The sequence below is a fragment of the Gemmatimonadaceae bacterium genome, from assembly GCA_020851035.1.
Classification (GTDB): Bacteria; Gemmatimonadota; Gemmatimonadetes; order Gemmatimonadales; family Gemmatimonadaceae; genus JACMLX01.
In genome coordinates this window covers 32,799-53,117 of the sequence record JADZDM010000025.1, presented here as the reverse complement: position 1 = coordinate 53,117, position 20,319 = coordinate 32,799, and the positions used below count along the sequence as shown (strand labels likewise).

The window sequence follows — 20,319 nt, the reverse complement described above, 5'->3', positions numbered from 1 at the left end:
GAGGCCCGACATGATTGCGAGTGATGGCTCAGGCGCGTCGATCACCCCGGAACGCTGGCGGCTCGCGGCCCCGATCCTGGAGGCGGTGCTCGACCTGCCGCCCCACGCGCGCGACGCCTACATCGCACAGCAGTGCAGTGACCAGCCGGAACTGGCGGCCGACGTGAACGCCCTGCTGGCGCACGCCCTGTCCAGCGGTGACCTGCTGGACTCGACCGCGGCCGAGCAGTTCCCTGCCCTGCTCCCGGACGCGCGGCCGGTGCCTCCCAGCATCGGGGCGCGGTACGTCATGCACGAAGCGCTGGGGGCGGGCGGCGCCGCGACCGTGTACCGCGCGCACGACCCGACCACGCGACGCGACGTCGCCGTGAAGGTGCTGCACAGCCACCTGGCGTCCGCGTCGGGCCGCGACCGCTTCCTGCGCGAAGTGCGCATCGCGGCGAACCTGTCGCACCCCAACATCATTCCGCTGTATGACGCGGGGCAGGCTGACGGCCACGCGTACTACGTGATGCCGCTGGTGTCCGGCGGATCGCTGCGACGGAAACTCGAGGCGGGCGGGCCGCCGGCGCCCGAGGTGTCCCACCGCATCCTGCAGGAAGTCGCGAGCGCCCTCGCGTTCGCCCATGCACAGGGTGTGGTGCATCGCGACATCAAGCCGGACAACGTCCTGCTGGCCGACGACGGCCGCGCGATGGTGGCCGACTTCGGCATCGCGAAGGCGCTCTCCGCCTCGACGCCGGAGCTGCCCGAGACGGTGCACACTGTCACCGGCATCGCCATCGGCACTCCCGCGTACATGGCGCCCGAGCAGGTACTCGGCGACGCCAACGTGGCTGCTGGCGCGGACGTGTACGCGTTCGGCATCCTGGCCTACGAACTGCTCGCCGGGCGCCCACCGTTCACCGGAGGCTCCGGGCCCGAGATCGTGGCGCGCCATCTCCACGAGACGCCCGTTCCGCTCCTGTCGAAGGCGCCGCATGCTGACCCGCTGCTCGCCGATCTCGTCATGCGCTGCCTGCGGAAGGTGAGCGCGGATCGGCCGACGGCGGCGGAACTGGTGGATGCGCTGACAAATCGCACGCCGCTTCCGACACCGATGGTCACGGCTGCCGCGTCAACGCCCGCCGCTACGACGACGTCCGCGTCGACGACCGCCGCGTCAACCGCCGCCGAACCAGCCCCTGCACCCGGCGCGGCACAGCCGCCTGTCACTCCACCGTCGTGGTACCGGCGCTCGCAGCTGGCGCTGGCGTCATGCATCATGATCGCGAGCGCGACGCTGTGGTACCGGACGACGTCCGCTGCCCCGGACGCCGTACCGGCTGCACCGCGCACCACGGTGGTGCTCGCTGACTTCGATGCGCCGGCCGGCGACAGCGTGCTGGCGATGATGTTCACGGACGCCATCCGCGCGGCGATGGCGCAGTCGCCGGCCATGGGCATCCTCACCGACCGTCGCGTGATGAACGCGATGCGGCGGATGGCCGTGATGCCGGGCACGCCCCTCGACGTGGCCAGGGCGCGGGAGCTCGCGCAGCGCGAGGGGATCGCCACCGTGATCAGCGGCGACATCATCGGCAGCACGGCCACGGGCTACCAGCTCTCCCTGCGCGCCGTGACGGCCGATTCAGGACGCGAGCTGGCCCGTGTGCAGCACGCGCTGAGGGAACCGACGGCGCTGCTCAGCGTCGCCGACACGATGGTGCGACAGCTTCGCGTCGCACTCGGCGAGCGCCAGGACCTGGTGTCAGGAACGCCGTCGCTCCCGCGGGTGACGACGACTTCGCCCGAGGCGCTGCGGAAGTACTCCGAGGCGCGCGGAATTCTGCAGCGTGGCGAGCGGAGCCCCCGCCCGATGCAGCTGCTGCAGGAGGCCATCGCGCTCGACAGCAACTTCGCGATGGCGTACGTCCTGCTGTCAGAGGTGTACGCCGAGGGTGCGCCTCGGAGCGTCATGGCCCAGACGCTCGCGCAGGCCTACCGGCTGCGCGACAAGCTGCCGCCGGCAGAAGCCGCGTTCGTGGCCGCACAGCACTTCGGCATCGGCGCCGGCGCCGATCCGGCGGCCGCAGAGCGGTACTATCGGCAGGCGATGATCTACGGCGACACCGGCAGCGTGCGCGGCCCGCTCGCGATGCTCCGGATGTTCGTGGACGACCACGCCGGCGCCGTGCAGCTGCTGCAGGCGTCGGAAGCACGCGACTCGCTCGATGCCGACGAGACCGCGACACTGATCGCGGCGCTCGCCATGCAGGGGCGCGATGCGGAGGCGGAGGGCCGGCTGGCGCAGGCGATGCGCGCCGGCATGCTCTCGCCCCGCCTGCTCACGCTGCAGCCGATGCTGCCGTGGCTGCGCGGTGACTACGCGGCGGCGGAACGCGTCGCGCAGCAGCAGCTCGAGGACCGGAATCCCGCGGCACAGTTCATGGGACTGATCAACGGCAATGCGATCGCATCCACGCGCGGCAAGCTGGCGCTCGCATCGTCGCTCGGCGCGAAGTCTGCCGCCATGAGCGGGAGCCCCCCGGCGCAGCTCGCGCTCGAGGACGCAACCTCCGAGGCCATCGTGCTGGCGCGTGTGCTCGACCAGCCCGACTCGGCGCTCGCCGTGATCGAGCGCGCGAGGCGGCGGTATGCGCTGGACCAGGTGCCTGAGATGGATCGTCCGTACTACCCGCTTGCCCTCGGATACGCGTTTGCCAAGCGACCGGTCCTTGCCGGGGCGATGGTGGACTCGATGGAACGGCTGCGCGACACCGTGGCGCGTCGGAGCTTCGCAGGCCTGATCCGGCCGCTGCGGGCGATCATCGCGACGGTCGCGGGGCACCCGGACAGTGCGCTCACGCTGCTGCGGCAACAGCAGGCCGGCGGCAGCGGCCTGTCGGCCGACCGGCTCGACGCCATTGCCGCGGACGCACACTTCGCAGCCGCGCGGTTCGATTCCGCGGCGACGTACTACGAGCGGTACCGGCGCTACCGGACCGTGGACAAGATGTATGGCACGAGCGACCCGGTCTGGCTCGCGCATGTGCTCTGGCGACTGGGCGAGAGCCATGAGACTCGTGGGGACCGGCCGGCTGCGATCGCGGCCTACGGGCAGCTGCTGCGCCTGTGGGACGGCGCCGATCCGCCGGTCGCGGCGCGAGCCGCCGAGGTGCGCTCGCGCGTCGCCCGGCTGCAGGCCGCAGGAGCGCGCTGAGAGTCGGGACGTCGGGCTCGCGCTTGCCATAGTCGAGCCCGCTCGGGCCAGCGCGCCGGGCATTTCCGCTTCCGGACGGATTCGGCGAGAGAGAGGGAGCATCCAGCGCTCGCCACTCTCCCTCTCTCCCCCGAGGTCGATCCATGCACCCGAAGATCGCCGGCATTCGCAGCGCAGTCGTCCATGCCGCACTCGCACTGGTGGCCGTTGCACCGGTTGCCGCCGCACAGGCATCCACGCCTGCACCACCGGTGCCGCCCGCCGCGCTGGCCACCACCACGGACTTCGTCCTCGACGTGAGCGGCATCCAGAGCTGGGGATTGTTCAGTGACCCGATGAACGTCCGCCGGACGCTGAACGTGGGTGCCAACGCCCGCGTCGTTGGACTGGGCTGGAGCTTCACGCAGACCGCGACGGCGCCGAGCTTCCTCGCGCACATGAACGTGGCGATCGGATCGTCGGCCACGGCATTGCTCGGCCTCGTGGGTGATGAACTGGACACCTTCTCCGGGACGAAGAGCTACGATTCCGGCGGTGTGCTCGACCTGGTGCTGGCCGGCGCCGACTTCTCCGTGCTGGGCGATGGCCTGCTGCAGTTCGAGTTCTTCGAGACACTGGACGACTTCACGAACGCGCCGGACGGCACGTGGGGGAGCGGGACGCTGACGATCCGCGTCGAGTCGATGGACGTCGTCCCTGAACCGTCGACGTACGCACTGCTGGGAACCGGATTGGGGCTGCTCGGCGTGGTGCGGCTGCGCCGGCGTCGGGGCACGTCGGTGCCGGCGCCGACGTGTCGCTGTCGTTCGGTGGCGACGCGACGCACACCCACGTCGTGCCGGTGCTGTCCGAGCAGGTGATGGCGATCAAGGCGGGCACCCGCACCGTCGTGACGTCGTCACTGGCGAACAGCCATACACATTCCGTCACGTTCCGTTGAGTCAGTGCGGTCTGCACGCGCGTCATGGGGCCAGAGATGGTCCAATGCGATGCCCACCCACCGGACCAACTGGCCCCCTGACCGGCGCCGGCCACCGCCCCCACCGGCGCCGGACCGCGCGCGCGTCCAGCTTCCGGCATGCCCTCGCACACCCTCGCCCGACGCCTGCGCCTGCGCCTGCGACTGCTCCTGCTGCTCGCCCTCCTGGCCCTCCCGGCCCTCCCGGCACTCCCCGCCGGCGCGCAGGCCGCACCTGACACCACCCGCACCACCCGCACCACCGAATACCGCAACGCCCGCTGGTTCGACGGTGTGACGTTCACCACAGGCTCCCGCTTCGTCCGCAACGGACTGTTCGTCACCCGACCCCGACAGCCCGCCGACAGCGTCGTCCCCATGCAGGGCCGCTTCGTGGTGCCGCCCTACGCTGACGCGCACACGCACAGCCCAGACGCCCGCTTCAACTTCGCCACCATCCGCGACATGTACCTCCGTGGTGGCGTCTTCTACGTGCAGGTGCTTGGCAACAGCCGCGCCGGACGACGCGAGATCCTGGCCGAGGTGAACACGCCGGCCGGTCTGGATGCGGTGTTCGCGAATACGCCCATCACCGCGTACGGCGGGCACCCGCAGCTGCTCTACGAATCGCTCGGTCTCTTCCGCATGCCCTTCCCGGCCGAGCCGGCCCAGCGGCTGCAGGCGGCGCGGAGCCGCGCGCGGGAAGGTGACGTCTACCTCACCCTCGACAGCCTGCCGCAGTTGCCGGCGCTCGTGCGACGGCTGCGACGCGACACGGTGCCGATCCTCAAGCTGATGCTGCTCGACACCGAACATCGTCGCACCATCGCCACCGACTCCACCGCAGCGGGCAGCTACGGCCTCGCCACCGAAGTCGTGCGCCCGCTGGTCGATTCCGCCCACGCCATGGGGCGCCGGGTCTGGGCCCACGTCGAGACGGCGTACGATGCGCAGCTCGCGATGGACGGCGGCATCGACGGACTCGCACACGTGCCGGGCTACGGCGCGGGCAGCGCGGCGGACAGCACGCTCGATCGCTACCGGCTCTCGGAGGCGCTGGCCCGCCGCATCGGCCGTTCAGGCATCCCTGTCGTGACCACCATCGGGCTCGCCCGCGGCGGCGCGCGCGACACGGCAGCGCAACGGCGCGTGCGCACGGTGTTCGAGGCGAACATCCGCCTGCTGCAGCGCTTCGGGGCGCGGCTCATCACCGGGTCCGACACGTACTCCGACGCCGACATCATCGTGCGTGACGCGACGGCGTTGAACGAGGTGCTGCGAGGCGACGCGGCGAGCCTGCTCCGGCTGCGCGCCGTGACCACGCCGCAGGCCATCTTCCCCGGCCGGCGCATCGGTGTGCTGCGCCCGGGCTACGAGGCGAGCTTCCTGATCCTCGGCTGCAATCCCCTGGCACGCGAGTCATGCCTGCTGGACATCCAGGAACGTTTCAAGCAGGGCGTTCAACTACGCGTGCCACCGGCACCACCACCCGGCTGATCCGCGCCGCCACGGCCCGCCGCACTGCGCGACCACGCGCGCAGCACTGCCGTGCCACGACGGCTGGCGACGACACGCTTGCCGTTGGGCAGTTCAATTGCGAGCCGGTGCGCATCGTGCGGCACCAGCGCCCGGATCGCGCCGGTGTTCACGAGGTGCCGGCGGTGGATACGCAGGAAACCCTCCGACGCCAGCGCGCGCTCGAGTTCGTGCAGCGTGGTCGAATGCAGCAAGGTGCGATCGGCCGTCACCACGCGCACACAGTCATCCGCCCCCTCGAAGCGCCACACACTCGCCAGCCGCACCGGCACGTCACGCACACCCACGCGCACGAGCAGGTGTCCACCCGCCTCGGTGCGCGCCGGTATCGACTGGCGCCGCCGCCGGATCCGCTCGAGCGCCTCGTGCACGCGCCGTGCCCCGAAGGGCTTGCGCAGGTAGTCCACCGCATCGAGGTCGAACGCGGTTGCCGCATGCTCCGCGTGCGCCGTCGTGAACACCACGAGGATGTCGGGCGAAAGCAGCGGCAGGCAGTCGAACACCGTCCCGCCAGGCATGCGGACGTCCGCGAACAACACGTCGAGTGCCGGCGTCGTCCGCAGCAGCGCCGCAAGCGCCGGCACGTCGTGCACTTCCGCCACCAGTGTGACGGCGGGATCCTCCTGCAGCATCCGGCGCAGGGCGCGTCGCGCCAGCGGCTCGTCCTCGGCGATCGCCACACGCAACACGTCGGCCGTCATGTCGTCGTGACCGGCAAGCGCAGCGACACCTGCCACCCCAGCCCACCCGCGGCCGGCCCCCAGCGCAGGCTGCCGAGCGTGCCGAAGTACGCCCGCAACCGCGCCTGCACCAGCGACAGGCCGCTCCCCGATCCCGGCGTCGCGGGGACCGTCGTGCCCACCCCGTCGTCGGCCACCGTGATGCGCAGGTCGCGGCCGTCCTGCGTCGCATGCACCGACACACATCCAGGGCCGGGACGCGGCCCGATCCCGTGGACGATGGCGTTCTCCACCAGCGGTTGCAGCGAGCCGGCGGGAATCCGCACGCCGGACACCGCGTCGTCGAGCCGCAGCACGACCTGCAGCCGGTCACCGAGTCGCAGCTGCTCGAGGTGCAGGTAGTCTTCGAGGTGCGACCACTCGTCCTGCAGCGGCACGAGGTCACCGGCCGCGTCGCGCGGCGCACTCACGTAGCGCACCACGCGCCCGAACCGCTCGATCGCCTCCTCGGCCGCCGCATCGTCACTGCGCAGCAGTTCGACCAGCGAATGCAGCGTGTTCAGGAGCACGTGCGGATCGAGGCGTGCGCGCAGGCGGGCCAGTTCCGCCTCCTGTCGCAGGCTTCGGGCGTCATGCGCGTCAGCCGCCACCTGCAGCGCATAGCAGCTCCCCGCCACGGCGGCGTAGCCGAACACCACGGTGAACAACTGCCAGTGCAGCCCGCGCCCGCCGAGCCAGGTGGGCGTGAACTGCGACGTCTGCACCCAGGTGGCGAGGCCGAGCGCGGTCGCGGTGGCCCAGACGGAGAGCTGCGCGGCCGCGAGGGCCGCGAGAACATGCACGGGCAGGAACCACCACGCACCCGCCCGTGACCACGGCACCCGATCCGTGAACCAGCGCACACCCAGCGCCACCAGTGCGAGCGCCAGCGTGTTGGCCACGGCATCGAGGACGATGCTCACGGTGACCTGGTGCGCGTCGGCGGTGAACACCGAGAGGTAGGCCGTGCACACCATGACGGCCACCACGACCACGAAGCGGACGGACGGTCGCGCCGCCTGCACAGGGGGAATTGTCGCCATCAACGGAATCTGGTGCCGGCGAGCCACGATGCCTGCCGCGGCCTTCTCGCGGCGGTCAACCAGCCGTCCTGGCCGGTGAACACCGCGACGCCCCGGTCGCGGCCGGCTCGGCCGGCACCCGTGTGCGCCCTCTCATGTTCGCGCCCTCCCCGGTTCTGGCTATGGCGGCCCGCCGTACCCGCGGGTATGCTCCCCCCTCACTCGCTCACGAGGACTTGGCATGCCCATCGTTCGGGATCTGCTCGCGAGGAAAGGCACCGGGGTCGTCTCCGTCACGCCGGCCAACACCGTGCTCGACGCCGCCAACCTGATGAACGAACGGGGGATCGGCGGCGTGGTGGTGATGGACGGTGACCGGCTCGCCGGCATCTTCACCGAGCGCGACATCATGCGTCGCGTGGTGGCGGCCCAGCGCGATCCGGCCTCGACGCTGGTGGGTGACGTGATGACCACCGAATGCCTGACGATCACGGCCGACATGCAGATCCCGGAATGCCGCGCCATGATGAGCGTCCGGCGCATCCGGCACCTCCCGGTGCTCCATGAAGGCGGGCTGGTCGGCATGGTCACCTCGGGCGACATCCTCGCCTTCGAGGTCACCGCAGCCGAGGCGCAGATCGAGCAGCTCGAGAAGTACGTCTTCAACGTGCGCTGACGCGGCCGTCCGCCGGCCACGGCGCCGTCGCAGTCAGATCTCGCGGCGCAACGCGTCCAGCCACTGCTGCATGACGGCCGTGCGCCGGTCCGCCTCGCGCCGGCCGGACGCCGTCTGCATCGTGCCTGCGAGCGTGAGCAGCTTGGTGTAGAAATGGTCGAGGCTCGACACGGCATCACTCGCCACGCGGTGCTCGGCGAACGGGTCGGCCGGGTCATACAACACGCGGCCCATCTGCCCACCCAGCATCAGGCAGCGTGCGATGCCGATCGCGCCGATGGCATCGAGCCGGTCAGCGTCCTGCACCACCCGCGCCTCGGCGGTGAGTGGTGCGATCCGCGCGCTGAAGCTGTGCGCCGCGATCGCATGGTGCACACGGTTCAGCAGCGCGACGTCACCGTAGCCGATGTCGCGAAGGAAGGTGACGGCCATGTCTCCCGCCATCACCGACGCGCGCGGCCGATCGGGCGAGGTGACGGCGACGTGCACGCAGTCATGCAGCCACGCCGCGGGCATCACGACATCGAGGTCGGCGCCCTCCTCGGTGGCGATGGACCGCGCCATGGCGACCACACGTGCCAAGTGCGCCGCATCGTGCGCGGCGTCGGCCCGCAGGCCGGTCTCGTGTGCGAACGCCTCGATCGCAGCCGCGTGCGCCTGCCACGCCGACGGGGTGTCGCTCCGGCTCAGAACTTCAGCCCACCGGCTTCGGCAAACTCGCGCATCAGCTTCTCCTGCTCCTCGGTCAGCGTCTCGGGGACGGTGATCGCCACGTCCACGAGCAGGTCGCCGCGCTTCCCTTCCTTCTCGATCCCCTGCCCACGCACGCGGAACCGCTTGCCACTCGGCGTGCCGCCGGGGATGCGCAGGGCGACCTTGGTGCCGTGCAGCGTCTTGAGCTGGATCTTCGAGCCGAGCGTGGCCTGCGCGATGTTGATCGGCACGCCGAGGACCAGGTCGAGGCCCTCGCGCGTGTAGCTGCGGTCGGGCAGGACCTGGAAGGTGATGATCAGGTCACCCGTCGGCGCGCCGGCCTGGCCGCGCGCCCCCTGTTCCTTGAGGCGGACGCGGGTGCCGTTCTCGGCGCCGCCGGGCACGGTGATGTTCACCTTGCGACGCGAGCGGACCTGGCCGGCGCCGTTGCAGCTCCCACACTTCTCGCTCGGGATGGTGCCACGGCCAAGGCAGGCAGGGCACGGCCGCTGCACGGCGAAGCCACCCTGTCCGAAACTCACGGTGCCGCGCCCCTTGCACTCGTCGCAGATCTTGACCTGTGCGCCCGGCGCGGCCCCGTTGCCCTTGCAGGCGGGGCATTCCTCGACCAGGTCCAGCTCCACCGGCACCTTGCCGCCTGTGGCCGCGGTGCGGAACGGGATCTCGACGGTGAGCTCCACGTCCCGTCCCCGTTCCGGTGCGCGCGGGCCCTTGCGGGTGCCGAAGACGCTGCCGAACAGGTCACCCAGGCCACCGATGCCGCCGATGTCGAAGTCCTCGTAGCGCTGCTGTCCCTGCTGCGCGCCGGGCTGGCTGGAGTAGCCCGCGCCGGGATCACGGCGCGCACTGGACGAGGCGTTGCGCCAGGCATCGGTGAAGCTCGACGCCGCGCCGTACTTCCGCATGTCGTCGTACTGCTTGCGCTTCGCGTCGTCGCCGAGGACGGTGTACGCCTCGGAGATCTCCTTGAAGCGCTCGGCCGCCTTGGGGTCGGACTTGTTGGAGTCCGGATGATACTTTTTCGCCAGGCGGCGGTACTGCTTCTTGATCTCGTCGCCGGTGGCGGTGGACGAGACGCCGAGGGTGGCGTAGAAGTCGGAGTTCGGGGCGGCCATGGGCGCGCGTCAGCGCGAAGGGGTGGACACGCTGGTGCGGCGGCTCAGCCGTTCCACTGCCGCACGACGACGCGCGCCGGGCGGAGCAGCATGCCGTTGTACATGTAGCCCACCTGGTAGACGGCGCCGACGGTGTGGTCCTGCTCGGGCGAGGCGGCGGGCTGGGTGGTGACGGCCTCGTGCATCGCCGGGTCGAAGGCCTGGTCGGCGGGGTCGATGACCGTCAGGCCGCCGGCGTTGAGTTCCTTGAAGACCTTGCGCGCGACGAGGGCGGCGCCCTCGACCATCATCGGCACGTTGGCGCTGGTGACGTCGACGTTGGCGAAGCGCGTGAGGTCGTCGAGCGGATCCATGAGGAGCTTGACCAGGTCGGCCTGGGCGCGGCCCCGCTCGTCCATCCGCTCCTTCATCGTCCGCTTGCGGTAGTTGTCGTACTCGGCCGCCAGGCGCAGGTACTTGTCATTGGCGGTGTCGAGTTGCGCCCGCAGCGCCTCGATCTCGGCCGCCTGGAGGGGCGTCTCGACGGCGGAGTGGTCGGTCAGCCCGTCGTGCATCGGCTCGGAGGCGGCGGTGTGTTCTTCCATCAGGAGACTCCTAAGGGTCAGGCGCGCGACGGTCGGCGCAGGCAGGCTCTGGCGAGTGTGATCCCACTCAGTGCAACCGGCGTTCCGCCAGACCCTGCCGCTCTGGCAGGACGGGGGAGCGCCGGCGGTGCCGGGCTGTCAAATGTACGCAGCCCGGTTCGCGATGTGTCATTCGGCGCCGAGGCACATCGGTGCGAGCGGCGGAGGAGCGGGCCCGGGTCACGATCCCCGTCCCGTTGAACGGGCCCCCGTTCAAGATCCCCGTCCCCTTGAACTCGAGATCCCCGTCCCCTTGAACGGGCTCCCGTTCAAGATCCCCGTCCCCTTGAACTCGAGATCCCCGTCCCCTTGAAGGGCTCCCGCTCAAGATCCCCGTCCCCTTGAACGCGGGATCCCCGTCCCCTTGAACGGGCTCCCGTTCAAGATCCCCGTCCCCTTGAACCCCGTGCCCCCGGCGGCTCACCCCGCCGCCAGCAACGCCCGCCGCACGAGGTCCATGGCGGCCTGACTCGCCCGGTGCCGGACCTCAGCGCGGTCCCCGATGTAGACGGCCCGGTTCGTCATGACCTCCCCACGCACGTCGATCGCGATCCAGACCGTCCCCACGGGCTTGTCGGCCGTGCCGCCGTCCGGGCCCGCGACGCCCGTGATGCCGACACCGATCGTGGCACCGGTCACCCCGCGCGCGCCGCGCGCCATCTGGATCGCCACCGGCTCGCTCACGGCGCCATGCACGTCGATGTCCTCGGCCGACACCAGCAGCTCCTGCTCCTTCACCTGGTTCGAGTACGCGATCACGCCACCGAGCACCACCCGGCTGGATCCGGGAATCTCGGTCAGCCGGGCCCCGAGCAGCCCGCCGGTGCAGCTCTCAGCCACCGCGATCGTGTCCCCATGCGCCTCGCAGAGGTCGAGCACGACCTTCGCCATCGGCATGCCGTCGGTGGCGTAGGCATGGACGCCGACCATCTCGCGGATGGACGCCACCGCGGCATCCAGGCGCTGCGCCGCCTCGTCGGCTGCGAGCCCGCGCGCAGTGACCCGCAGCTCCACGCCATCGTGGCCGGGCAGGAACGCCAGCGGCAGTCCCTCCACCTCGCGGCGCAGCGGGCCGAGCTTCTCGGCCAGCGCACTCTCCGAGATGCTGGTGGTGCGCACGGTGCGCGAGCGCAGCACGGTGCCTGTGCCGCGCGCGGCGAGCCAGGGCACGATGTGCGTGGTGGTCATGTGCCGCAGCTCGCGCGGGACGCCGGGCAGCATGATCACCCATCGCCCCGCAGCATCGGTGAGCTTCAGGCCCGGCGCGGTGCCCTGCGCATTGTGGAGCACCTCGGCGCCATAGGGCACGAGCGCCTGCTGCAGGTTGGACGGCGGGAGCTGTCCGCCCCGTCCGCGCGAGGCCCACAGTGCGTGCAGCGCCTCGACGATCGCCGGATCCTCGCGCAGTTCCCGGCCGAACAGCTTCGCGAGCACGGGGCGCGTGAGGTCGTCGGCCGTGGGTCCGAGCCCGCCGGTGGTGATCACCCCGCCGGTGCGCTCGAGCGCCTGGCGCACCGCGTCGGTGATCTCGTCCGGATCATCCCCAACCGTGGCGCGGCGCGCGATCGGCACGCCGATCTCGCCCAGGGCGCGCGCCAGGAAGACGGCGTTGGTGTCGACGGTCGTACCGAGCAAGAGCTCATCACCGATGGTGACGATCTCGACGGATTGGCTCATTGCGGTGTGACGATGGTGTGATGCGCGCGGGCGCGGAGATCCCCGTTCCGTTGAACGGATTGGACGCTTGGTGCGGTGGATCGATGCGTCGGTGAGGCCCCTGTGATCGCTCGTTCCCACGGAGGCACGGCGCTCACGGAGGACACGGAGAACGCCGACAGAGAAGGAATGGAACAGCCCGGGCGCGCCGCGATCACTGCCATGGACGCGCAGTTCCCGAAAAAACTGTCGCTGTTCCTCCGTGTCCTCCGTGGGCGCCGTGCCTCCGTGAGAACCAGCAATCACACGAGCCGCACCGCTCCACCGCTCCGTTCAAGATCTCCGTCCCCTTGAACTCGAGATCCCCGTCCCCTTGAACGCACGCCGGTTCAAGATCCCCGTCCCCTTGAACTCAAGATCCCCGTCCCCTTGAACGCACGCCGGTTCAAGATCCCCGTCCCCTTGAACTCAAGATCCCCGTCCCCTTGAACGGAGGCCCGGTCAGCCCGCGTGACTCCGCGTCGGCGCCGCGATGACGCTGCCGTAGCGCTGGACGTAGAGGCCCAGCGACCAGAGCGTGAGGCCCACCGCCGCGACCATGCTGAGCGCGATGACCGCGCCGTTGAACTGCGCGAAGGCGGCCCACCAGTCGCCGCCCCACCCCTGCTCCTTCGCCAGCGTGGCGGCGAAGAACCAGCAGTAGGCGGCGCCGATCCAGATGCTCTGGAAGGTGGTCTTCCACTTGGCGGGGCCGATGGCGGAGATGACCACGCCGCGGCGCTTGGCGACCTCGCGGAAGGCGGTCATGAACGCCTCGCGGCCGAGGACCACGATCACGACCCAGAGTGGCAGTGACACCCACATCGAGGCCAGCAGCGACGGAAACCGGCCATCCGGGGGAATCGAGTGGCCGGCAGGCTGCAGGATCGGTGCGCCGCGCATGAGCCAGTACATCGGCGCGAAGGTGCCGACGAGGAGCAGCTTGTCGGCGAGGGGATCGAGCCACTTGCCGAGGGTCGTGATCTGGTTGTCGCGGCGCGCGAGGTAGCCGTCGACATAATCGGTGACGGCCGCGACGACGAAGAGCAGGAACGCAATCGCCCGCACGGTGGATCCATTCACGAACGGCAGCACCGCCACCAGGGGAGTGATGGCGATCCTGCCGACGGTGAGTGCGTTCGGGAGGTTCACGGCGGAGGGGCCCGGGGGGTCAGCTCGAGGACGCGAGACTCTTGAGCACCAGCTTGCTCACAGCCTTCAACGTATCGAAGACCCCGTCCCCCGCCACTGCCACCGCCTCGACGCTCGGCACCCGCTCGATCCACTCCCCCGTCGGGAGCTGCTCGATCAGCAGCCGGGACGGGTTGTTGGGGTCGGCCATCTGGCGCTGCCGGGCCGGGTCGACGATCTCGAACCCGGGATTGAGCAGCCCGTCGAGGTCATCGATCGGCGCGGCGTTGGGGAGGTCGCGCTTGTTGTACTGGATCACGAACGGCATGCGGGTGATGTCGTACCCGTACTCCGCCATGTTGTCGTACAGGTTCTGCATCGCCTCGATGTTCGCCTCCTGCCGCTCGACCTGCGAGTCGGCCACGAAGACGACGCCATCCACGCCCTTGAGGATCAGCTTGCGGCTGGCGTTGTAGTAGACCTGGCCGGGCACCGTGTAGAGGTGGAACCGCGTCTTGAAGCCGCGGATCGTGCCGAGATCCACCGGGAGGAAGTCGAAGAACAGGGTGCGTTCATTCTCGGTGGCCAGCGAGATCAGCTTGCCGCGCGTGTCGGGGGCGACGCGTGCATACACGTGTTCGAGGTTCGTGGTCTTGCCGCCGAGCCCGGGACCGTAGTAGACGATCTTGCAGTTGATCTCGCGTGACGCGTAGTTGATGACCGACATGTTCTGGTGGGCTGATTAGCTGAAGAGCCGGTCGATGTCGTCTTCGGCACCGGCAAGCAGGTGTGACGCGCCGAGATCGGCAGGCTGGATCTCCGCCGGCCGCGTGAACACCTGGTTCAGGTCGGTGATGGCGGCCTTCAGGCGGAGGCGCACCAGTCCAAGTGTCGTCCGCTGGTCGAACAGGACGACGAGGATCAGCCGACGGGCGACGTCGGCCACGTACATCGAGTCACGCTCCCCCTGGTGGAAGAGCGTCGTGAAGTCCGTCTCACCGATGAGCTTGGCGAGCTGGTCGTTGGCACTGAAATCGGCAGCGGCGAGCGTGGCAAAGGCGGTGGCGTCGAACTGCGGCTGTTCCCCCACGGTCGTGACCAGCTGCCCCGACCGGTCGACGAGCAGCGCACTGCGGCTGTTCGTCTCCTGGAGGAAGTTGAGCAGGATGCGCGTGATCGCGTCAGCGTCGTCCTGGGTGAAAGACCAATGCGATGCGCGGGACATATCGGCGCTCACGACTCGAGAGCGAGGAGAAGTCGGTCCAGCGCGAGTTCCCCGCGCCGGCGGAGCGTCGGGCGACGCTCCCAACGAATGTAGTCGCGCAGCAGTCGCGCGTTCTCGACCGACGGGGTCCGGGACAGCCACCCGAGGGCGGCCGCGCGCTGCACCGCCGAGGCGGCGAAGAGCTGGTCGTGTGCACTGGCCTGCTGCCGGCGCCACGCCACTGCACCCACCACCAGCCCACCGGCGAAACCGGCGAGCACGTACGGCATGGCGTCCCGCGTGCGGCTGCGACGGAGCAGGCGGGTCATGCCATCTCCCGTCGGGCCGACAGCGCCTGTGCGATCGTGACACCGTCCGCGTACTCCAGGTCACCGCCCACCGGCAGCCCCCGCGCGATGCGCGTGATGCGCACCCCGGTGGCCGCCAGCTGGCGCTGCAGGTGGATCGCGGTGGCTTCGCCTTCCATGCTGGGATTGGTCGCGAGGATCACTTCAGTGACTGAGCCGGTCCGCACCCGGTCCACGAGTGCGGCAATCGTGAGGTCGCCGGGGCCGACGCCGTCGAGGGGCGAGATGCGCCCCCCGAGGACGTGGTAGACCCCCCGGAATTCGGCAGCCCGCTCGATTGCGCCGATATCGGCTGCCTCTTCGACTGCGCAGATGGTGTTTCCGTCACGTCGGGGGTCGGAGCAGATGGGGCAACGAGGGGATTCGGTCAGGTTGTAGCAGACTTCACAGGTCCGGACCCGCTCGGTGAGGCCGACCAGCGCCTCGGCCAGCCGGCGGCATTGGGCCGGCGGCTGCTTGAGCAGGTGATACGTCAGTCGCATCGCCGTCTTGCGGCCGATGCCGGGAAGTCGGGCGAGTTCGCTCGCCAGCTCGTCGATTGCAGCCACAGCTCACATGAACGGCAGCTTGAGCCCGGGAATGCCGAGCCCGCCGGCAAGCCGGCCCATCTCTTCCTGGCCGAGCGCCGCCGCCTTCTGCTGCGCATCCGCGATCGCCACCGTCACCAGGTCCTCGAGCAGCTCCACATCACCCCCGGTCACCAGGCTGGGATCGATCTTCACCCGGCGCACGGTGCCCTTCCCGTCCGCGTCGACCGTGACCATGCCACCGCCGGCCATGCCGGTGACGGTGCGCTTCGCGAGCTCTTCCTGCAGTTCCGCCAGCTTGCCCTGCATCTGCTGGGCCTGCTGGAACATCTTCATGATATCCATCGTCAGGTGGGGCGAGGGAAATAAGTCTGGAAAGCTACTGGTGCTGCCGCGCCTACTCCAGCAGTTCGAGGTCGAGCGCCTCGACGGCCGCGCCGAGCAGGGGATCCTGTTTCGACAGCGCCGCCACGCGCTCCTGCTTCACCCCTTCGGTGGTGAGCCGCTCCCGCGTCACGGGCACCCCGTCGGCCGGCGGCCGGACCTGGACGCGGGTGATCGACGGCAGCACCTCGCGCAACGCGTCCGTGACCTGCGGCAGCCCATCGGCCACGACCGGAAAGTCGCCGGCGTCATCACACTCGAGGGTGAGCAGGCCGCCGGCGGTCACGGCGATGGGCTGCACACGTTCCAGCAGCGCCGCCAGCATGCCCCGTTTCCGCTCCCGGAGCGCGGCGATCACCGCGTCCCACTCGTCCACGATGCGATGAAGGTCCGGGACCACCGCCCCGGTTTCCGGCGCGGATGCGACCCGGGGAGCCGCGGTCTTCGCGGTGGCGGCTGCAGCAACCGGTGCCGACGGCTGCGCCGCGGCGCCGGTGGCCACGGGCGCCGCGACGGGCGCCGATGGAGCAGGATCGGCCTTGACCGCACGCGCCGCCGCCGGTGCGCCTGGCGCTGGCTGCGACCACTTGTCGGGCGCGGGGGCAGAACGGACGGGCTCGGCAACGACGGCACGGGCGGCGACCGGGGGCGCACTGCGGGGCGCCGCGACGGCACGTGGCCCGGCATCACCAAGCCCCGCCAGCACCTCCTCCAGCGAGACGGTCCGGTCCAGCAGGGCCAGCCGCACCAGCAGCGTCTCGAACACGAGCTGGGGCTGTCCGCTCCGCTTCAGGCGCAGCTCCACGTCCGCCATCTGCTGCAGCACACGCAGCAGGTCGCCGGCGCGCCATTGCGGCGCCATGGCGGTGAGCCGCTCGCGCACCGCCGTCGACACCGCCCCCGGATCGCCGCCGAGGACGATGGCCAGCTGCGCCCGGACCAGGTCACCCAGGCCGCTCAGCAGCAGCTGGAGGTCCACGCCCAGGTTCGTGAGCCGCTCGATGGCCTCGAACACGTCGCCGGCGCGGCGCTCGGCGATGATCGCCAGCAGCGCCAGGAGCTCGTCTTCCGGGACCAGCCCGAGGGCGTCGCGCACCCGGGCCGAGGTGAGCATGCCGTCGTCACCGAAGGCGAGCACCTGGTCGGTGAGCGAGAGGGCGTCGCGCAGGCCGCCATCGGCCGCCCGCGCCAGCATCTGGAGCGCGTCGGGTTCGTAGCGCACCCCTTCGCTGTCCAGCACCGCCGCCAGCCGGTCGCGGATCTCCGCCGGGTTGATGCGACGGAGGTCGAAGCGCTGGAGCCGGCTGAGCACCGGTGCTGCGGTCTGCGCGATCTTCTGCGGCTCGGTGGTGGCGAAGACGAACACCACCCGCGGCGGCGGCTCCTCGAGGATCTTGAGGAGTGCATTCCACGCCTCACGCGTGAGCATGTGCGCCTCGTCCACGATGTAGACCTTGTACCCGTCGCTGGTGGACGGGGCGTACATCGCGCGCTCACGCAGCTCGCGGGCGTCGTCCACGCCGCGGTTGGAGGCGGCGTCGATCTCGATCACGTCGAGGGAGGCGCTCCCGCTCCAGATGCGGGTGCAGGCCCCGCAGGTGCCACAGGGCTCGCCGTCGTCCCGCGTCGCGCGGTTCTCGCAGTTGAGCGCCATCGCGAGCACGCGCGCGAGCGTGGTCTTGCCGGTGCCGCGGGGCCCGCACAGCAGGTAGCCGTGGGCGACCCGGTCGCGGGCGATCGCACCCTTCAGCGTGTTCGACACGTGCGTCTGCACGGCGACCTGCGCGAAGTTTCGGGGGCGGTACTTGCGGGCGAGCGCGATCACGGGCTGGGAGTCCTCCCGGGGGGCGCAAGGGCCGGCCGGCGTGGCGGTGACCGGGGCACGGGTGGCGCGACGCGACGCGCCGCATCACCACAAACGACTCGCGCGGCGTCGCCGTCCGGCTCCCGGACGTTCGAACGGCCGCGCGATACTCCAGGCCTGACGGAGCAACGCAAGACACCACACGGCGCTGCTACCTCTCGGTCCTGACGCGGTTAGCGGGCTGGCGCCCTCCGGGACCTGGAGCAACAGAGAATCTAGTCCGTGTACCCGGCCGCGTCGAGTCCGTTCGTGGAGCCGGATCCGGGGACCGTGGCGCGGGACGGCTGATCGGGCGCTGGCGGGGGATCGTCAACAGGGTTCACGCGGAAAACGCGGAAAGGAACTGCGAGGAAAAGCAACAGCAACGGCAACCGCTATCGATGGGAACGACTCGCTCGCTGCGGCGATCTCTGCCATGCGAGGGCAGTTCCCATGAAACGCTGTTGCAGTGGCTTTTCCTCTCTCTTCTTTCCGCGTTTTCCGCGTGAACCCTGTTGACGATCGCTGCCCACCACCGACGCCCAGCACCCGACGCCAACCTCCGACGCCAACCTCCGACACCCAGCCGAGCACGCGAAACGGCTGACCGCTCAGGCCGACGCCAGCGCCCGTGCGACAACCGCACCTGCCGCCGCAGCATCGGCCGACGAGACGTCGAGGTGGAACACGGCGCGCACCCGTGTGGCGGACCAGCCGCTGAGTGCCACGCCATCCCGGAGTGCGGCGGCGACCACATCCGCCGACCGCTGGCCCGAGCGCAGGTCGATCATCACGATGTTCGTGTCGGGCGCCACCGGCCGGGCCCCTCCCGCACCGGCCACCGCCGCAGCGAACGTCGCCGCATTGGCATGATCCTCCTGCAGCCGCTGCAGGTGATGCTGCACCCCGTGGAGTGCGCCGGCCGCGATGATGCCGGCCTGCCGCATGCCACCGCCAAGGCGCTTCCGGACTTCCCACCCCGCGCGCATCAGCGCCGCCGTTCCCACGAGCGCGGCACCCACCGGTGCTCCGAGCCCCTTCGAGAAGCTCACCATCACCGTGTCCGCCACCCGCGCGAAGTCGGCGAGGGGCGTGCCGGTCGCGATGTGGGCGTTCCACAGCCGTGCACCATCCAGGTGCACCTTCAGGCCGGCGGCACGGCCGCACTCGCCGAGCGCCAGCAGGTCGGGGAGCGGCGTCACGGCGCCCCCTGCACCGTTGTGCGTGTTCTCGAGGCAGAGCAGCGTGGCGCGAGGCGCGTAGCGTGACGGAGCACGCAGGCCGCGCTCGACATCGGCGGCACGGATCGTCTCACCGGCGGCGGTGACGGGACGCAGCTGCACGCCGCGCAGCACAGCGGCGCCGGCGCCCTCCCAGTCGTAGACGTGGGCGCGCGCGTCGCAGAGCGCCTCGGTGCCCGGCTCGGCATGCAGCCAGATCGCGGTCTGGTTCGCCATCGTCCCGCTCGGGAAGTAGAGCGCCGATTCCATGCCGAGCCGCCGCGCGACGTCCTCCTCCAGCGCGCGGACCGTCGGGTCGCCCTCGAGCACGTCGTCGCCCACCTCCGCATTCGCCATGGCCGCGCGCATCGCCGCGGTGGGACGGGAGACGGTGTCGCTGCGGAGGTCGATCATGGCGGGGCGGGCGGCGGGAGGCGGCGAAGCTCCACCACCTGCGCCACCTCGGCACCGATGATGAAGATGAGCGAGGCGTAGTACGTCCAGAGCGTCACGACGACCAGCGTCGCGATGGCGCCGGTGTAGAGGGAACTCGGCGTGAAGGCACGCACGTAGAGGCCGAACACCGTGCGCGCGAGCTCGAACAGCAGGCTGGTGGTGACGGAGCCGACCCAGGCCGTGTGCGACGGAATCGGGCGGTTGGGCACCAGCCGGTACGCGGCGAAGCAGAGCAGCACCACGAGGAGGAAGGCAACCAGGCGGCCGAACAGGTACTCGATCGGGCCCATCACGTCCTCGCGCACGCCGAGATGCATCAGCACCGCCGCACCACGGGTGGAGGCGGCGAGCATGTAGGCGGTGAGCGAGCCGTAGGCCGTGATGCCGATGGCGGCGATCAGCGAGCAGACGACGTCGAACAGCTTGCCGTGCAGGATGCCGCGCTCACGCGGCACGTCGAAGGTGCGCTGGAACACGCTGCGCATGGAGCTGAAGACGCGCGTCGAGAACCAGAGGAAGCCGATGGCGGAGTAGAGCGTGACGGAGCCGCTGACGCGCGCGATCTCGCGGACGGTGTTGCGCACCGCGTCTCCCTCGCCCCAGTTCTGCGACGGCAGCAGGCGATCGAGGAAGCCGAGCGCCGTGTCGGCTGCACTTTCCGGCGTGCTGCCGAGGAAGAGGATCGAGACCGAGGCCAGCAGCAGCACGAACGGCACCACGGCGAGCAGCAGGTTGAACGACACGCCGGACGCGAGGAACATCACGTCGTCGTCGCCGAGTGCCTTCCACACCTGTCCGCTGAAGGCACGGACCACCTGCATGGGTGACTGGGGCGGGCGCGCCGGGGCGGAGGCCACCGGGGTGCCGGAGCGCCGTGGCGTGGGGCCGGACTTGCGGCGGTCACGCGGACGTGGACCGGTCATGAG

Annotated in this window: 19 protein-coding genes and 1 other RNA gene; 4 read left to right on the top strand and 16 right to left on the bottom strand. The window is 70.4% G+C overall.

Annotation, left to right across the window (positions count from 1 at the left end; translation table 11 throughout):
- Positions 1–10: 10 nt before the first annotated feature.
- From IT355_17610 to IT355_17600, 3 genes are all read left to right on the top strand, one after another.
- Positions 11–3,202 (top strand): protein kinase, encoded by a 3,192-nt coding sequence (locus IT355_17610; protein MCC7055094.1) that lies wholly within the window; start codon positions 11–13, stop codon positions 3,200–3,202.
- A gap of 143 nt (positions 3,203–3,345) precedes the next feature.
- Positions 3,346–4,062 carry a PEP-CTERM sorting domain-containing protein gene (locus tag IT355_17605; GenBank protein ID MCC7055093.1) on the top strand — a complete coding sequence of 239 codons (717 nt, stop codon included), beginning with the start codon at positions 3,346–3,348 and terminating at the stop codon, positions 4,060–4,062.
- A gap of 218 nt (positions 4,063–4,280) precedes the next feature.
- Positions 4,281–5,657, top strand: coding sequence for an amidohydrolase family protein (locus IT355_17600; protein ID MCC7055092.1), 1,377 nt, complete (start codon positions 4,281–4,283; stop codon positions 5,655–5,657).
- Here IT355_17600 and IT355_17595 read toward each other — a convergent pair.
- Both IT355_17595 and IT355_17590 read right to left on the bottom strand, forming a co-directional pair.
- Entirely contained in the window at positions 5,621–6,397 is a 777-nt protein-coding gene (locus IT355_17595; GenBank protein MCC7055091.1) for a response regulator transcription factor, read from the bottom strand. The two genes, IT355_17600 and IT355_17595, sit on opposite strands and share 37 nt — an antisense overlap.
- Positions 6,394–7,458 carry a histidine kinase gene (locus IT355_17590; protein ID MCC7055090.1) on the bottom strand — a complete coding sequence of 355 codons (1,065 nt, stop codon included), beginning with the start codon at positions 7,456–7,458 and terminating at the stop codon, positions 6,394–6,396. The genes IT355_17595 and IT355_17590 overlap by 4 nt, the downstream gene beginning before the upstream one ends.
- Before the next feature lie 220 nt (positions 7,459–7,678).
- Between IT355_17590 and IT355_17585 the strand changes: the two genes are divergently transcribed.
- Positions 7,679–8,113: a CBS domain-containing protein gene (locus IT355_17585; protein ID MCC7055089.1), complete on the top strand. Its 435-nt coding sequence runs from the start codon at positions 7,679–7,681 to the stop codon at positions 8,111–8,113.
- A 33-nt stretch (positions 8,114–8,146) separates the two neighbouring features.
- Here the strand turns inward: IT355_17585 and IT355_17580 are convergent, their stop codons facing one another.
- The 14 genes from IT355_17580 to IT355_17515 form a co-directional block, all read right to left on the bottom strand.
- A complete protein-coding gene (locus tag IT355_17580) occupies positions 8,147–8,677 on the bottom strand; it encodes an HD domain-containing protein (protein MCC7055088.1) in 531 nt (176 codons plus the stop codon).
- A gap of 122 nt (positions 8,678–8,799) precedes the next feature.
- Entirely contained in the window at positions 8,800–9,942 is a 1,143-nt protein-coding gene (locus IT355_17575) for a J domain-containing protein (GenBank protein ID MCC7055087.1), read from the bottom strand.
- A gap of 44 nt (positions 9,943–9,986) precedes the next feature.
- Entirely contained in the window at positions 9,987–10,526 is a 540-nt protein-coding gene (locus IT355_17570) for a nucleotide exchange factor GrpE (GenBank protein MCC7055086.1), read from the bottom strand.
- Positions 10,527–10,985: 459 nt separating this feature from the next.
- The gene (locus IT355_17565) at positions 10,986–12,242 is read right to left on the bottom strand and encodes a competence/damage-inducible protein A (GenBank protein MCC7055085.1); all 1,257 of its coding nucleotides are present in this window, start codon (positions 12,240–12,242) and stop codon (positions 10,986–10,988) included.
- Between the two features lie 480 nt (positions 12,243–12,722).
- Positions 12,723–13,412 (bottom strand): CDP-alcohol phosphatidyltransferase family protein, encoded by a 690-nt coding sequence (locus IT355_17560; GenBank protein MCC7055084.1) that lies wholly within the window; start codon positions 13,410–13,412, stop codon positions 12,723–12,725.
- A gap of 19 nt (positions 13,413–13,431) precedes the next feature.
- Positions 13,432–14,118 carry a gliding-motility protein MglA gene (locus IT355_17555; protein ID MCC7055083.1) on the bottom strand — a complete coding sequence of 229 codons (687 nt, stop codon included), beginning with the start codon at positions 14,116–14,118 and terminating at the stop codon, positions 13,432–13,434.
- Between the two features lie 15 nt (positions 14,119–14,133).
- Positions 14,134–14,616 (bottom strand): roadblock/LC7 domain-containing protein, encoded by a 483-nt coding sequence (locus IT355_17550; protein ID MCC7055082.1) that lies wholly within the window; start codon positions 14,614–14,616, stop codon positions 14,134–14,136.
- Positions 14,617–14,624: 8 nt separating this feature from the next.
- Positions 14,625–14,924 carry a hypothetical protein gene (locus IT355_17545; protein MCC7055081.1) on the bottom strand — a complete coding sequence of 100 codons (300 nt, stop codon included), beginning with the start codon at positions 14,922–14,924 and terminating at the stop codon, positions 14,625–14,627.
- Positions 14,921–15,511, bottom strand: a complete 591-nt coding sequence (recR, locus tag IT355_17540; GenBank protein MCC7055080.1) for a recombination protein RecR — start codon at positions 15,509–15,511, stop codon at positions 14,921–14,923. Before recR ends, IT355_17545 begins: the two co-directional genes overlap by 4 nt.
- A gap of 3 nt (positions 15,512–15,514) precedes the next feature.
- Positions 15,515–15,826 carry a YbaB/EbfC family nucleoid-associated protein gene (locus tag IT355_17535; protein MCC7055079.1) on the bottom strand — a complete coding sequence of 104 codons (312 nt, stop codon included), beginning with the start codon at positions 15,824–15,826 and terminating at the stop codon, positions 15,515–15,517.
- A gap of 61 nt (positions 15,827–15,887) precedes the next feature.
- Positions 15,888–17,699, bottom strand: a complete 1,812-nt coding sequence (dnaX, locus tag IT355_17530) for a DNA polymerase III subunit gamma/tau (GenBank protein ID MCC7055078.1) — start codon at positions 17,697–17,699, stop codon at positions 15,888–15,890.
- Positions 17,700–17,845: 146 nt separating this feature from the next.
- Positions 17,846–17,941, bottom strand: an RNA gene (gene ffs, locus IT355_17525) — signal recognition particle sRNA small type.
- A gap of 387 nt (positions 17,942–18,328) precedes the next feature.
- Positions 18,329–19,351: a hypothetical protein gene (locus IT355_17520; GenBank protein MCC7055077.1), complete on the bottom strand. Its 1,023-nt coding sequence runs from the start codon at positions 19,349–19,351 to the stop codon at positions 18,329–18,331.
- Positions 19,348–20,316, bottom strand: a complete 969-nt coding sequence (locus tag IT355_17515; protein MCC7055076.1) for a YihY/virulence factor BrkB family protein — start codon at positions 20,314–20,316, stop codon at positions 19,348–19,350. Before IT355_17515 ends, IT355_17520 begins: the two co-directional genes overlap by 4 nt.
- Between the last annotated feature and the right edge of the window lie 3 nt (positions 20,317–20,319).

Coding starts and splice junctions, on each gene's coding strand:
- IT355_17565 (MCC7055085.1), bottom strand. CDS start 12,242: ATGAGCCAATCCGTCGAGATCGTCACCATCGGTGATGAGCTCTTGCTC.
- IT355_17595 (MCC7055091.1), bottom strand. CDS start 6,397: ATGACGGCCGACGTGTTGCGTGTGGCGATCGCCGAGGACGAGCCGCTG.
- IT355_17600 (MCC7055092.1), top strand. CDS start 4,281: ATGCCCTCGCACACCCTCGCCCGACGCCTGCGCCTGCGCCTGCGACTG.
- IT355_17555 (MCC7055083.1), bottom strand. CDS start 14,118: ATGTCGGTCATCAACTACGCGTCACGCGAGATCAACTGCAAGATCGTC.
- IT355_17610 (MCC7055094.1), top strand. CDS start 11: ATGATTGCGAGTGATGGCTCAGGCGCGTCGATCACCCCGGAACGCTGG.
- IT355_17545 (MCC7055081.1), bottom strand. CDS start 14,924: ATGACCCGCCTGCTCCGTCGCAGCCGCACGCGGGACGCCATGCCGTAC.
- IT355_17570 (MCC7055086.1), bottom strand. CDS start 10,526: ATGGAAGAACACACCGCCGCCTCCGAGCCGATGCACGACGGGCTGACC.
- IT355_17515 (MCC7055076.1), bottom strand. CDS start 20,316: ATGACCGGTCCACGTCCGCGTGACCGCCGCAAGTCCGGCCCCACGCCA.
- IT355_17580 (MCC7055088.1), bottom strand. CDS start 8,677: ATGGCGCGGTCCATCGCCACCGAGGAGGGCGCCGACCTCGATGTCGTG.
- IT355_17520 (MCC7055077.1), bottom strand. CDS start 19,351: ATGATCGACCTCCGCAGCGACACCGTCTCCCGTCCCACCGCGGCGATG.
- IT355_17585 (MCC7055089.1), top strand. CDS start 7,679: ATGCCCATCGTTCGGGATCTGCTCGCGAGGAAAGGCACCGGGGTCGTC.
- IT355_17605 (MCC7055093.1), top strand. CDS start 3,346: ATGCACCCGAAGATCGCCGGCATTCGCAGCGCAGTCGTCCATGCCGCA.
- IT355_17590 (MCC7055090.1), bottom strand. CDS start 7,458: ATGGCGACAATTCCCCCTGTGCAGGCGGCGCGACCGTCCGTCCGCTTC.
- IT355_17575 (MCC7055087.1), bottom strand. CDS start 9,942: ATGGCCGCCCCGAACTCCGACTTCTACGCCACCCTCGGCGTCTCGTCC.
- IT355_17535 (MCC7055079.1), bottom strand. CDS start 15,826: ATGAAGATGTTCCAGCAGGCCCAGCAGATGCAGGGCAAGCTGGCGGAA.
- IT355_17550 (MCC7055082.1), bottom strand. CDS start 14,616: ATGTCCCGCGCATCGCATTGGTCTTTCACCCAGGACGACGCTGACGCG.